The sequence below is a fragment of the Paracoccus kondratievae genome (assembly GCF_009301415.1).
GTDB lineage: Bacteria > Pseudomonadota > Alphaproteobacteria > Rhodobacterales > Rhodobacteraceae > Paracoccus > Paracoccus kondratievae.
Genome location: NZ_CP045072.1, coordinates 40,873 through 53,853, shown reverse-complemented (window position 1 = coordinate 53,853; position 12,981 = coordinate 40,873). Strand labels below are relative to the sequence as shown.

Annotated in this window: 16 protein-coding genes; 2 read left to right on the top strand and 14 right to left on the bottom strand. The window is 62.3% G+C overall.

Annotated features, from left to right (window positions below):
• Positions 1 to 29: 29 nt before the first annotated feature.
• The 7 genes from mobA to F8A10_RS00265 are packed head-to-tail and all read right to left on the bottom strand — an operon-like array spanning position 30 to position 5,575.
• A complete protein-coding gene (gene mobA, locus F8A10_RS00295; RefSeq protein ID WP_152366444.1) occupies positions 30 to 647 on the bottom strand; it encodes a molybdenum cofactor guanylyltransferase MobA in 618 nt (205 codons plus the stop codon).
• Positions 644 to 1,234 carry a hypothetical protein gene (locus F8A10_RS00290; RefSeq protein WP_010392148.1) on the bottom strand — a complete coding sequence of 197 codons (591 nt, stop codon included), beginning with the start codon at positions 1,232 to 1,234 and terminating at the stop codon, positions 644 to 646. Before F8A10_RS00290 ends, mobA begins: the two co-directional genes overlap by 4 nt.
• Positions 1,231 to 2,049 carry an ABC transporter permease gene (locus F8A10_RS00285; protein ID WP_010392147.1) on the bottom strand — a complete coding sequence of 273 codons (819 nt, stop codon included), beginning with the start codon at positions 2,047 to 2,049 and terminating at the stop codon, positions 1,231 to 1,233. Before F8A10_RS00285 ends, F8A10_RS00290 begins: the two co-directional genes overlap by 4 nt.
• Complete coding sequence (locus F8A10_RS00280; protein WP_152366443.1) at positions 2,046 to 2,768, bottom strand: ABC transporter ATP-binding protein; 723 nt, start codon at positions 2,766 to 2,768, stop codon at positions 2,046 to 2,048. The genes F8A10_RS00285 and F8A10_RS00280 overlap by 4 nt, the downstream gene beginning before the upstream one ends.
• 37 nt (positions 2,769 to 2,805) lie before the next feature.
• Positions 2,806 to 3,372: a cupredoxin domain-containing protein gene (locus tag F8A10_RS00275; protein WP_139824584.1), complete on the bottom strand. Its 567-nt coding sequence runs from the start codon at positions 3,370 to 3,372 to the stop codon at positions 2,806 to 2,808.
• A gap of 26 nt (positions 3,373 to 3,398) precedes the next feature.
• Entirely contained in the window at positions 3,399 to 4,370 is a 972-nt protein-coding gene (locus tag F8A10_RS00270) for a YVTN family beta-propeller repeat protein (protein WP_010392144.1), read from the bottom strand.
• 8 nt (positions 4,371 to 4,378) lie between these two features.
• Positions 4,379 to 5,575, bottom strand: coding sequence for an ABC transporter substrate-binding protein (locus F8A10_RS00265; RefSeq protein ID WP_010392142.1), 1,197 nt, complete (start codon positions 5,573 to 5,575; stop codon positions 4,379 to 4,381).
• 152 nt (positions 5,576 to 5,727) lie between these two features.
• Between F8A10_RS00265 and F8A10_RS00260 the strand changes: the two genes are divergently transcribed.
• The gene (locus F8A10_RS00260; RefSeq protein ID WP_152366442.1) at positions 5,728 to 6,255 is read left to right on the top strand and encodes a DUF3280 domain-containing protein; all 528 of its coding nucleotides are present in this window, start codon (positions 5,728 to 5,730) and stop codon (positions 6,253 to 6,255) included.
• Entirely contained in the window at positions 6,252 to 6,803 is a 552-nt protein-coding gene (locus tag F8A10_RS00255) for an SRPBCC family protein (protein WP_010392140.1), read from the top strand. Before F8A10_RS00260 ends, F8A10_RS00255 begins: the two co-directional genes overlap by 4 nt.
• Positions 6,804 to 6,830: 27 nt before the next feature.
• Here the strand turns inward: F8A10_RS00255 and F8A10_RS00250 are convergent, their stop codons facing one another.
• The 7 genes from F8A10_RS00250 to F8A10_RS00220 form a co-directional block, all read right to left on the bottom strand.
• The gene (locus F8A10_RS00250) at positions 6,831 to 7,373 is read right to left on the bottom strand and encodes a PQQ-dependent catabolism-associated CXXCW motif protein (RefSeq protein WP_152366441.1); all 543 of its coding nucleotides are present in this window, start codon (positions 7,371 to 7,373) and stop codon (positions 6,831 to 6,833) included.
• Positions 7,370 to 8,182: a substrate-binding domain-containing protein gene (locus tag F8A10_RS00245; protein ID WP_085502378.1), complete on the bottom strand. Its 813-nt coding sequence runs from the start codon at positions 8,180 to 8,182 to the stop codon at positions 7,370 to 7,372. The genes F8A10_RS00250 and F8A10_RS00245 overlap by 4 nt, the downstream gene beginning before the upstream one ends.
• Positions 8,179 to 8,874 (bottom strand): c-type cytochrome, methanol metabolism-related, encoded by a 696-nt coding sequence (locus F8A10_RS21000; RefSeq protein ID WP_010392134.1) that lies wholly within the window; start codon positions 8,872 to 8,874, stop codon positions 8,179 to 8,181. The genes F8A10_RS00245 and F8A10_RS21000 overlap by 4 nt, the downstream gene beginning before the upstream one ends.
• Positions 8,875 to 8,979: 105 nt before the next feature.
• Positions 8,980 to 10,782: a methanol/ethanol family PQQ-dependent dehydrogenase gene (locus F8A10_RS00235; RefSeq protein ID WP_010392133.1), complete on the bottom strand. Its 1,803-nt coding sequence runs from the start codon at positions 10,780 to 10,782 to the stop codon at positions 8,980 to 8,982.
• A gap of 189 nt (positions 10,783 to 10,971) precedes the next feature.
• Positions 10,972 to 11,811, bottom strand: coding sequence for an S-formylglutathione hydrolase (fghA, locus tag F8A10_RS00230; RefSeq protein WP_010392131.1), 840 nt, complete (start codon positions 11,809 to 11,811; stop codon positions 10,972 to 10,974).
• Positions 11,808 to 12,326, bottom strand: coding sequence for a GNAT family N-acetyltransferase (locus F8A10_RS00225; RefSeq protein WP_010392129.1), 519 nt, complete (start codon positions 12,324 to 12,326; stop codon positions 11,808 to 11,810). The genes fghA and F8A10_RS00225 overlap by 4 nt, the downstream gene beginning before the upstream one ends.
• Positions 12,327 to 12,339: 13 nt before the next feature.
• Positions 12,340 to 12,975, bottom strand: coding sequence for an ATP-dependent Clp protease proteolytic subunit (locus F8A10_RS00220; RefSeq protein WP_029371233.1), 636 nt, complete (start codon positions 12,973 to 12,975; stop codon positions 12,340 to 12,342).
• Positions 12,976 to 12,981: the final 6 nt, after the last annotated feature.

The window sequence follows — 12,981 nt, the reverse complement described above, 5'->3', positions numbered from 1 at the left end:
CCCAAAGGGCCGAGTCAGAGCAATGTTTTCTAAAGCGGCGCGGCCCTGACGAATCCGGCTGCGCGGGCCAGATCCTCGGGCGTGTTAAGGTTCATGAACGGATCGACGGGATGGCTGTCGAACACCGCGCGCCCCGGGTCATGGGCGGCGGCGAACTGACCGACGCGATGCAGGCCCGATTCCAGCGCGGCCCGCAATTCCCGTTGCAACGTGACCGGCCATAGCGCGCAGGTCGGATGGTCGTACAATTGCCCGGTTTCATCCGGGCTTGCTGCAATGGCGACACCCGAGCGTCCCCGCGCCTCGCGCAGCCTGTGCACCAGATCGCCGGGCAGAAAGGGCGTATCGACACTGACGCTGACGACGCTGTCCGCCCCCTCACCGGCTGCCCATTCCATCCCGGCCAGAATACCGGCCAAAGGCCCGGCGAAACCGGCAATGCCGTCTGCGATCACCGGCAGGCCGTATTCGGCAAAGCCTTCGGGATCGCCATTGGCGTTGATGGCAAGCCGGCCGCATTGCGGCAAAAGCCGGGCGATCACCCGGGCAAGCAACGTCTCGCCCTCCAGCATCCGCAGCGCCTTGTTCCCCCCGCCCATGCGTCTGGACAGACCTCCGGCAAGAATGACGGCGGGGGTGTGCTTCATTTCAACCCTGCTGCGATGGCGCGGGCCAGCGCAAAGACCCGCTGTTCAAGAATGACCGGAGTTTCACAGACATAGGTCAGCGCCTGCTGGCGATCCTGAAAGATGCGCGTGTCCCAGTCGAGCTGCTCTTCCTCAGCGTCAAGGGCATCGAAGTCCGGTTTTTCGGCCTTTTGCATCTCTTCCATCTTCTGGCGGTGATCCCCGATCCGCTTGGCCAAGTCTACCTGCTTGTTGCCATAACGGGCAATGCCCGCGATCAGCGCCGCACGATGCGGGTCGATCCGGTCGAAAATCGCCACCATCAGCGCTGTCAGCTGCTTGTTGTCAGCGGTCTTGGCAAATTCCGCAACCTCGGCCTCGGCCTTTTCCAAAGGCAGGCGCCGCTGCTCAAGACGGTCGGCCAGCGCCGCGATTTCAGGCGTGCGCGCCAGTTCACGGACGGTCTCGTCCGGCTCGGGCCCGCTCCACATCTGTCCCAGCGACAGATGCGGCTGCTTGCGCTGGACACAAGGCCAGTCCGGGTCCGCGCCTGTTTCCGCCTGCGCCGCGCCTGCGACAAGACATAGTGCCAGAACCAGATATTTCATGCTCCCCCCTTTCGCCGCGCCCATAGCCCCTTACCCGGATCATACATGATCACGGCCCCTGCAAAGAACAGGACCAGACAGCCCGACACCACCAACAAGGACAAAAGATCCAGACGCGCGTAAAGGGCAAAACGGATCAGCTCAACCGCATGGGTGAAGGGGTTCACCGCGCAGATGTCGTGCAAGAGGGGTGAGCTTTCGTTCATTCTCCACAGCGGATAGAGCGCGCTTGAGGCAAAAAAGATCGGGAAAATGACGAAATTCATCACCCCGGCAAAGTTTTCCAGCTGCCGGATGGTCGAGGACAGGAAAAGTCCCATCGCCCCAAGCATCAGCCCCGACAGAAACAGCGCAGGCAGCACGGTCAGATAGCCGACAGGCGGCGCCTCGATCCCCCAGAGCCAGGCGATGCCAAGGAAGGTATAGACCTGGATGATCGAAACGATCACCCCCGCGACCAGCTTGCTTGCCAAAAGAAACCAGCGCGGAAACGGGCTGACCAGCAGCGTGCGCATCGCCCCCGTTTCACGGTCATGCACCATCGACAGCGAACTTTGCATCCCGTTGAAAAGCTGGATCATCGCGCAAAGACCAGGCGTCACATAGACCTCGTACAGAACATAGGTCTGATAAGGCGGCGTGATCGACAGCCCCAGGACGGCGCGGAAACCAGCGGCAAAGATAAACAGCCAGACCAGCGGACGGACCAGCGCCGCCAGAAAGCGGCCACGCTGATTGATGAAACGCAGCGTCTCGCGCCGGGCAATACCCAGAAAGGCGATCAGCCACATGCGGGGTGTCAGGCGGCGGCTCATACCTGTTCCCCCGTCAGGCGCAGAAAGGTCCGGGTCAGGTCCCCATCGCCGATCTCGCCCGCATTGCCATGGGCCAGGACCTCGCCTTTGTGCAGGATGATCAGCCCGTCCCCGGGGCGGATCTCGTCAAGGATATGCGTGGCCCAAAGCGCCGAAACCCCATCCTGCACCAAAGCGCGGGTCAGGGCCACCACCTCGGCCCGCGACCTGACATCAAGGCCGACCGTCGGCTCGTCAAGCAGCAAAAGTTCGGGGCGGTGGATCAGGGCACGGGCGATCTCGGCCCGGCGGCTTTGACCGCCCGACAGGGACGAAACCCGCGCGTTCAGCCGGTCGGCCAGATCGACCTGAGCCAGCACCTCAGCGATGCGCGGCCGCGCCTCGCGCCGGGAAATGCCATGCAGCGCGGCGTGATATTCCATATTCTGCGCCACGGTCAGGTCGGGATCCAGCGCGCGGGACTGGAACACCACCCCCAGCCGCGCCAGCGCCGCGCCCGACTGGCGGCGCAGGTCATGGCCCGCGACCTCGATCCGGCCCGAGCGGTTGTCGTAAAGCCGGGTGATCAGCGAAAACAGCGTCGTCTTGCCGGCACCGTTTACGCCCAAAAGCGCGGTGAACCCACCGCGCGGCACGGTCAGAGACACATCCTTCAGCGCCTGAAAGCTGCCAAAGCTGTGGCTGACGTTCTGAATCGAAAGCGCGTCCTGTTGCTGCATCTGACAGAGGCGGGGCCCAAAGGCCCCGCACCCCTCGTCACTGGATGTTGAACACAGCCTGCTGCGTTTCACCATGCGAGCCGGGGACCGACAAAGTGTAGCGGCCCGGCACGATGGCGATAAAGCTGATCGTCGCAGTACCGGCATCGTCGAATTCCAGCGAATGCACGCCCATCGGCCGAATTTCGATATCGTTGATCACGACCTCATTGATCCAGATGGCGCGGAAGAAATCTCCGCCCGACAGCGCCAGTTCCTGACTGCCATCGGCATTGATGGCGATGCGGTAGAAGCCGCCCGATTTCAGCTTGTATTCCGCGGTGGCGACCGGCTTGCCCGCGCCCAGCGTCAGCGGGGCAAGATCAGTGCGGTTATCACGCGCCATGATCCCCGAGAAACCAAAGTCGAATTTCGAGCCGGCCTCGTGCACGCCCTCTTCGGCGGCGGCCTCTTCCTCATCGTCGTCGTCATCCTCGTCGCCATCGGCTTCGGGCGCGGCGGCCTCGGCGGCGGCAGCATCGTCGGGTTTCGGCGTCTCTTCCTGGGCGACTGCGGGCGCGGCAAGGCCAGCCATGATCAGCAGGATGGTCAGGAAACGGGTCATGTGATTCTCCTCCCTCGTTTTTTGGATCAGTTCGGTGCGACGACGACACCCCAGGGCTGCTGGCCCACGGGCACGGATTTGATGACCTTGTTTGCGGCCACGTCGATCACCGAGACATCGTTGGAATTGCCATTTGTGGTGAACAGGTATTTTTCGTCGGGGGTAAAGGCCATCTGCCAGACGCGCTGACCGACAAGCAGATAATCCTCGACCTCATCCGTCTCGCCATTGATGACCGCGACGCGGTTGGCAGGACCCAGGGCGACAAAGACCTTTTTGCCGTCTTTGGTCACGCGCACGCCGACGGGCTGGATCGCCTCGGGCAGAACGCCCGGGATTTCAAAGCTGATCTTCTTGGTGATCTGCTGCGTTTCGGGGTCGATCACGCTGACCGTGCCGCCAATTTCCGAGCTGACGTATAGCTTGTTCCCGGCATCGTTGAACTGGGCAAAGCGCGGACGAGAATCGACCAGCACATTGGCAAAGATCTCAAACGTCTCGCTATTGATGAAATGCGCCATATTGGTGGTTTCAGAGGTGTTGATCACCACCTTGCCATCAGGGCTGACGCCCATCCCCTCGGGTTCGACCCCGACCGGGATCTCGGCCAGAACCTTATGGGTCCGGGTATCGACCACGGTCACAAGGTTGTCGTCCTCATTGGCGATGTAAAGCGGGTTGCCCGAGGGATGCAGCACGAACAGTTCAGGGTCCGGACCCGAAGGCAGCGTATGCGTTTCCTCCATGGTCTCGGGGTTAAAGACCCGCACAAGGTCATCGTCCGAGGCGCAGACATACAGTTCCTTGCCATCGGGGCTGATGGTGATGCCGCGCGGGCGGGCGCCCACGGGGTAGGTGCCGATCACCTCCAGCGTCTCGCTGTCCAGAACGGTGACGTCATTGCCTTTTTCATTGCTGACAAAGACCCGGTTGGCGGCGGCCGGCAGGGCAAAACCAAGGCACAGAGCCGAGGTCAGGATGGCGGTTGCAGCTTTCATCTTACACCTCAGAACTTGCATTCGGTTTCGGGCCGGTCAAAGCCCAGCGTATCCAGTGCGGATGTCTGGTGCAGGTATTGATCCTGCGGGCTGACCGATGCGGTTACAGAGCCGGTTGTCAAAAGGATCGGCTGGCGCAGCTGATGGTCCCAGTCGCGCATGGTCAGTTTCTGCCCCTTGAAGCCCGCGACCTCAAAGTTATCCGAGAGCATGAATTCTTTGAGCTTGGCAGGATCGGTGCTTTGCGTGCGGGTCGCCGCCTCGCCGATCATGCGCAACGCGACCCAGGTCTGGTAGTCCTCTTCGCGGATCGGGCGGCCTGCCAGCTTTTCAAAGCGGTTCTGGAACTGCGTCGCCCCCCATGCCTCAAGCGAGGGCGCCCAGGACCGGGGCACCAGTCCGGACGAGCCGGTAACCGGCCGCGGGTCCCAGGTCGCATAGGGCAGCCAGTCGGCAAAGACGCCGTTTTCGTCGGCTGCGATCACAACGTCATGCGACGCCGCGCGCTGGGTAAAGACCGGCATCTGCTGCTGGACCTGAACATGGCCGCTGTCGCTGCGGCGGCTGCCGCCGGTATCCTCATAGGTCCGTTCCTCGACGATCTTGGCGCCAAACTTGACCGCTGCGCGACGATAGGCGTCGGCCAGTGCGACATCCTCGGGGTGACTGCCGGCGATCAGGAACCAGTTCGACCACTTCTTCCACATCAGGAATTGTGCCAGCGCATCGGCAAGCATCGCGTAGCTTGGTGCGGTATGGATCACGTTGATGCGGCAATCCGCGCCCCGCAGGTTGTCGCCCCGCGCCCGCGCGTTCAGCACCAGCGCCCTGTCGCCCACCTGATCGGCCAGCGCCAGTGTCTCGGCATCATCCGCCAGCGTGACGATAAAGGGGAACCCCTCGGCCAGCAGCTTATCCATTTCCGCTGCGGCGGTTTCAGGCGTGGCCGTGACCTCGACCGCCTCGAAATCCTGTCCCATGAAGCGGCCGGTGGTGTCGTTATCCTCGATCGCCAGCCGCGCACCGGCAAAACCCAGATCCTCGGGCGCCGCGTCCAGCCGCGAAATCGGCGGCAAATGCGGCGCATCGACCCGCAGCACCGCCGCCCGCACGGTCTGAGGCTGCGCCCCATCCGCGGAATTTTGTGCAAAGGCCTGGTTTGCTATGGACAATCCAGCCAAAAGTATGATGATTCTGCCTTTCATGGCGCTCCTCCCGCCTGCATCATGCCGGGCCAATCCGCCCGCGCCAACCCGGCAAACTCCCCTTGTCTGATCGGGCAGATTCTCCTGAAACTTAAGTCGCACGGACTTTCGTCTTATGGACGGGCAGGCTGCGGCGACGCATGATTCCCGCCATGGCATTCCTGCGGCACATCCTGATCGCCTGCGCCGTGACCCTGACCCTTGCGGGCATCGGGGCGGCAGAGCCGCTTCATGGTGCCGGGCCCGCGCCGGATAGCGCGGTCTGGTTCGGGCTGTACTTTATCGACACCTCGACCGAGGGGGCCATCAACGGCGTGCGCGAGGATGAAACCTTGCGAATCGAAATGGCCGAGGACGTTATCGCCGAGGACCTGCAGGCCCGTGGCTTTACCCTGATCGAGCCACCCGCCGATCAGGTCGTGCAGATCAGGAACCCCTCGCAATCGAACGGCAGCGACAGCCGCATCGCGCGCGAGATGGGCGCAACCTATGCCATATCGGGCGAGGTGCAAAAGGTTTCGAACCTGATCCTGTCGTTGAACCTTTATATCCGCGAAGCCGCCAGCGGAGAGATCGTGCGCGCCGGTACGGTCGATATTCGCGGCAATAACGACGAAAGCTTTCGCCGTGGCTATCGCTATCTGTTGAAAAACATCATCTTTCGGGAGGAACAAGGATGATCCGACTGCTGATCCTGACCATGGGCGCGGCGATGGCGCTGGCTCCGGCGGCCGAGGCGCATGGCCCACCCCGCCTGAAGGTGGAGCTGCAGCAAAAGCTGGACGCTACCCCGGACGAAGTCTGGGCCGTGATCGGCAAGTTCGACGATATGAGCTGGCACCCGGCTGTTGCAAGCCTTGAGCTGACCGGCGACGGTTCGGCCGACCAGCCCGAGAAATCGACCCGCGTGCTGCATCTGAAAGCCGACGGGGGTGATCCGACGATTACCGAGGTGCTGTCGAAGCTGCAGCCCGAAAAGCGCTGCTATGCCTATCGCATCGAGGCGGTCGAGCTGACCGTCCTGCCGGTGACAAATTATGCCTCGACCCTTTGTGTCAAGGATGAGGACGGCAAGGCGCTGGTTCATTGGAAGGGTGGCTTCTATCGCGGCTATCCCAATAACGAGCCCCCGCCCGAACTGAACGACGACGCCGCGACCACGGCGGTGACCGGCGTCTATCAGGCCGGGCTTGATGCGCTGTCCGAGAAATTTGGCAAGGCAGAGTAATCTGCCCTGCCCGCCTGAAAACGGGCGCTAGAAATCCACCGGGGTGGCGGGTACCAGCTCGCCACCCTGTTCTTGCCAGCCTTCGATTCCGTCGGGAAACCAGATGATGCCCTGATAGCCCAGCGCCACGGCGCGTTTGGCGGCATTCCAGCTCATCCAGCAGTCTCGCTTGCAGAACATGACCAGAGGCGCCGCCTTGTCACCGCCTGACAGACGTTCCAGCCCCTGCGCCAGCCGCGCCTCTTCGGCTGGGGCAAGCCGGTCATAGCCGGTGTTGTAAAGCCAGATCGCGCCGGGGATAGACAGGTGCGGCGGCTCATTCCACAACGTACCTTCAGGCAGACCCTCGGGCCGCGCGGTACGGGGCAGCACGTCGATAAAGGGCACGCCATCGCCATGCAGACGCATTGCCTCTGCCGCGTCGATCACCCGTGCACCGGCCAATGTCGCTGGGGTTTCCGAACGGTAGGGCTCTCCGTGGAAACCCTGCGGCCCGGTCACCTCGGCACGAAGGTGGGCCGGGGCAGCGCCGGCCAGAACCACCGCCAGCACCGCACCCAGCCGTCTCATTCCCTCAGCGCCTTGCCGTAATCGTCAAGCAGCGGCACACCGGCATCACGCAGGATCGCGTCGATTTCATCCTGATGGCGGCGGATCAGGCTGTTCAGCTGCCGCTTCCAGACATCCTCGCCCGGCCGCACACCCATGGTGATACGATAGAACATACGCGGCCCGGTCGTTTCCTTAAGCAGCGGAGTGAATTGCAGATCAGGGTCCTGCTTGACCAACGGTCCCGCCAGCGGTCCCCAGATCACGGCGGCGGCAAGCTCGCCCGATTTGACCTGAGCAAGCATATCGCCGACCGGGTCTTCGACCCGCCTGTCCACAAACAGATCCCAGCCGCGCATATCCTTGGCCAGCCCCGCCCGCGCGAGGTTGGTGGCCGGAGGCGTCCCCGCCACCACGCCGATCGGATGATCCTTCAGCGCCGGGTCCTCAAGCATATCGACAGGGGCAAGCGGGCTATCCTTGCGCGTCACGATACCATAGGCCGAGGTGTAATAATGGTTGGTGTTTTGCACCAGCTCATCACCCTGGGCATAGCCGATGACGACATCGCAGATCCCGGCCCTGAGGGTCTTGCGGATAAAGCCCGGCCCTTGCGGAAACCAGGTATAGACCACGGGCAAGCCCAGCTTTTCCCCGAAAAGCCGGGCGATGCGGTTTTCAAACCCGGCCTCGTCGCGCGACGACATCGGCACGGCAGCCGGATCAGCACAGACCCGGAATTCGGTCTTGGAGCGCAGATCGGCAACCTGCGCCGTGGCCGGAGCCACGGCGCAGGTCAGCAGTGCGATAAGTGAAAGAGCGCGTCTCATCCGCTCATGCAGGAATCTTCCTGCGCCGCGAATTCATCGGACTTGCTCTCTTTCTTTGCCGGACGTCCGCGCGGCAGGTCGCCTGCGCCCCGCGCCAGCAGATAGACGTAGATATCGTCGATATAGCACCACACGTTGCGGTTGGTGCCAAAGGCCGGCATGACGAGATTTGCCGCCGTGTTGACCTCTTGCTTGCCCGAGGCGACGATTTCCTGAAACTCGTAATAATCCAGCTTCAGGACCGAGTTCTTCAGCGCCGGAGCATAGGTCGAACCCTCGCCGTCCGGGCCGTGGCAGACATGGCATTCCGCCGAATAACGGCGATAACCCGAGAATGCAGCGTAATCGATCGTCCCGTCCTCGGCGATCTTGAAGGTCGGGATGCCTTCGGTCGTGTACCAACGACCGTTTTCCATATGGTCGGGGGTGATGTCCTGGCCGTTCGGCAGGACAAGCTTGCCACCCTGTTCGACAACCTCCAGGTCCTCCTCCTGGGGTGCCGCGGGGGCTGCTGCCCCGGCTGTGGGGTCCGCAGCAGGCTGCTGCGCATCGCCCGACACAGCGGCGGCTGCTCCTGCCCCGGTCTGAGCCGGTGGTGTCTGGTCTGTCTGCGCAAGGGCCGTTCCGGTGATGGCGCCGGCCGCGCATGCGACACAAATCGCCATCAGGCTGGCGGTCGTCTTGCTGGTCATGAATTTCCTCCCTGGGGCTGTCACCCGAAGATGATGGCTTCGCCCCAAGGTTACCCCTGGGGCGATATGTTTCGAGCTCACTTTTCGGTTTTCTGCACCAAAGTATTAACCCGGCAGCTCGAACACGGTCAGCTGACCGCCCAGTTCGGTGTATTGTGACAGCGAGGCATAGCCGCCGACGGCGCCAAGGCCGTCGTTGGGGTTGGTCAGGCCCGCCGCAAGGCCGATCCCGGCCCAACCGCCGACGCCCGACAGGACGCCGATGTACTGTTTGCCGCCATGCTCATAGGTCATGATGTTACCGATGACGCCCGAGGGGGTCTTGAACTTGTAAAGCTCATCGCCCGTTTCGGCATCGACCGCCTTCAGATAGCCCTCAAGCGTGCCATAGAAGACCACGTTGCCGGCCGTCGCCAGAGCGCCCGACCAGACCGAGAACTGTTCCGGGATCGACCATTTGATCTCGCCCTTGACGTTGTCCCAGGCGATAAAGTTGCCCATGCCGCCATGGCTGTTCGGGGCAGGATACATCGACAGCGTCGCGCCGACATAGGGCTGACCGGCGCTATAGGCGACGCGGAACGGCTCATAGTCCATGCAGACGTGGTTCGTCGGGACGTAGAACAGGTTCGTCTTGGGCGAGAAGGCCGCCGGCTGCTGGTCTTTCGTGCCGAGCGCCGCCGGGCAGACGCCGGTGGTGTTGGTGTCTTCGCCGTTCTGGTCGGTCGAGTATTCGGCGACCACTGCCGGGCGGCCATAGGTTTCCGAATTCGGGTCCATATCGACGCCGGTGGTCCAGTTCACCGCCGGATCGTATTTTTCGGCCACCAGCAGTTCGCCCGATTCGCGATCCAGCGTGTAGGCGAGACCGTTGCGGTCAAAGTGGGTCAGCAGCTTGCGTTCCTGACCGTCGATGGTCTGGTTGGTCAGGATCATCTCGTTGACGCCGTCATAGTCCCATTCGTCATGGGGCGTCATCTGATAGAACCACCTGGCCACGCCGGTATCGGCATCACGCGCCATGATGGTCATCGACCACTTGTTGTCGCCCGGACGCTGCGCCGGGTTCCAGGTCGAGGGGTTGCCGGTGCCATAGTAGATCAGGTTCAGCTCGGGGTCATAGGAATACCAGCCCCAGGTGGTGCCGCCGCCGATCTTCCACTGATCGCCTTCCCAGCTGCTCAGCGAGCTGTCCTTGCCGACCGGTTTGCCCAGATGGGTGGTCTTTTCCGGGTCGACGAGGAGTTCTTCGTCCGGGCCGGTCGACCAAGCCTTCCACACCTCTTTGCCGTCAGCAAGGCTGTAAGCCGTCACCCGGCCGCGCACGCCGTATTCGCCGCCCGAGACACCGACGATGACCTTGTCCTTGACCGGCATCACGGTCGCGGTGTTCGTCTCACCAATGGCGGGATCGCCGGTCTTGACCGACCATTTCACCTCGCCAGTCTTGGCATCAAGAGCAACCAGGGTCGTGTCAGCCTGATGCAGCAGAATCAGGCCATCGGCATAGGCCACGCCGCGGTTCACGGTGTCGCAGCACATCACCGCGATGACGTTCGGATCCTGTTGCGGCTGATAGCGCCACAGGATCTTGCCGTTGTCGTTCAGATCCAGTGCATAGACGTTGTTCGGAAACGGCGTGTGGACATACATGATGTCGCCGATCACCAGCGGCGAGCCTTCGTGCCCGCGCAGCACCCCGGTCGAGAAGGTCCACGCGACCCGCAGGTCCTTGACGTTATCCTTGTTGATTTTGTCCAGCGTCGAATAACGCGTGTTCGCGTAGTCGCCCGTCTGGATCGCCCATTGCTCGGGCTTGGCAATCTCGGCCAGCACACTGTCATTGGCCAGCGCCGGGACGCCGGACAAGAGCAGCGCAAGACAGGCACTGTTCATCAGCTTTTTCATGAATTTTCCTCCGCCATGACGGTGACTGCGCGTCTCCTCCCGCGCGGGCACCTTCTGTAGGCCAAGGTTCAGGCTCAGCTGGCTTCACGTCAACGCGAGCGGCTGGCTGTTTGGACCAAAGTATTAGGGAAATTAGGTAATAGGTATGGGGCAAACGCCCTGCCCCATACTGTCTAAATCGCCCGGACCTCAGCCCAGCCGTTCAGCGTGCCACTGGATGTGGTCGGCCATGAAGGTCTGCACAAAGAAATAGCTGTGGTCATACCCCTGCTGCATGCGGAAGCAGCCGGGCTGACGACGCCCGGTCATCGCATGGGCCAGCGCCTCGGGCTTGAGCAGGTCAAGGAACTGGTCGTCCGTGCCCTGATCGATCAGGATTTCGCCCGGATAGCCACGCTCGCGCATCAACAACGTCGAGTCATGGCCCCGCCATGCCGCCTTGTCCGCCCCCAGATAGGCGGTCAGCTGCTTGCGGCCCCAGTCAGATTCGCTGGGGTTGGCGATCGGGGCAAAGGCCGAAACGGACTTGTAACGCTCGGGGAATGTCATCGCGATGGTCAGCGCCCCATGCCCGCCCATCGAATGGCCGGTAATGCCCTGCGCATCACGATCAAGCGCGAAGTTGTTAAAGACCAGTTCGGGCAGTTCATGGGTAACATAGTGCCACATGCGGAAATGCGGTGCCCAGGGCGCCTCGGTCGCATCGACATAGAAACCCGCGCCCTGCCCCAGATCATAAGCCGGATCATCAGCCACCCCTTCGCCACGCGGAGAGGTGTCGGGAAAGATCAGCGCGATTCCAGCCTCGGCCGCCCATTCCTGTGCGCCGGCCTTGGTCATGGCGTTTTCATGCGTGCAGGTCAGGCCCGAAAGGTACCAAAGCACCGGCACCTTACGATTCCTGGCCTCTGGCGGCAGATAGACCGCAAAGGTCATGGCCGTACCGGTCGCCTGCGACTGGTGGCGATAGACGCCCTGAATGCCGCCAAAGCTGCGGTTCTCCGAGAGGGTTTCATAGGCCAGCGTCATGAGTTCTTCCCTTCTGTCAGGTCGTGGAACATGACCAGCGCGTCGACATAGCCATGTCTGGGGTGAAGAAACGCGCCGGGCAGGCGGCCGACAATGGCGAAACCTGCTTTCTGCCACGAATGAACGGCATCGGAATTGGTCGACACCACGAAATTGAACTGCATCGCCCGGAAACCCTGCGTGCGCGCCCAGTCCTTGGCATGGGTAACCAGCCGGCTGGCGATACCACGACCGCGCGCCTCGGGGTGGGTGGCAAAGCTTGCATTTGCCACATGCGATGCAGGACCGGGCCGGTTGCGGCCGACGTGACTGGCGCCCAGCACCTTGCCGTCCAGTTCAGCGACAAAAGCGGTAAAGGGCGCGGCGAACCAGTCGGCCAGCGCCTCTTCCCGCGTGATGTCAGTCGGGATGCAATAGGTTTCGCCTGCACGATAGACAGGCTCAAGGATCGTCCAGATCGCCTCATGATCCGCAGGCGTTGCGGGACGGATCAGGATATCAGCCCCGCCCCGCATCAATGCGTTCCCTTCATTTCAGCTCATCCACCGAGCGGATGACCTTGCCCAGCAGACCGTAATCCAGCGCCTCTTGCGTGTTCAGCCAGAAATCACGCTGGGTGTCTTTTTCGATCCGCTCGACCGTCTGGCCGGTGGCATCAGCAAAGATCCGGTTCAGCCGATCGAGCATCAGGCGCATCTGTTCGGCCTGAATCATGATGTCGCTGGAAGTTCCGCCGATCCCACCCGAGGGCTGATGCAGAAGGAAACGGGTGTTGGGCAGGCAGTAACGGTTTTCCCGCTCGGCACCGACAAAGATCAGCGCCCCGGCCGAGACCACCCAGCCCGAGCCGATAGTGCGCACGGTCGGACGGATGAACTTGATCACGTCATGGATCATGTCGCCGGATTCGACATGACCGCCGGGCGAGCTGATCAGCATGTTGATCGGGGCGTCGCTGTCCTCGGCCAGGGCCAGCAGATGCGCCACGGTGCGTTGCGCCAGCTTGTCGGTGATCTGACCGGCAACGATTACCGTGCGGGACTTGAAATAGAGCTTGCCGAGCCGGTCGCCTTCGGGAAGGCCAAGCCCTTCGTCCTTCTGGCCCTCCTGGCGGCGCTCGTCCTCGTTGTCGTCATCGTCGTCCAGGCGGAAGTGCTTTACCATGATCGG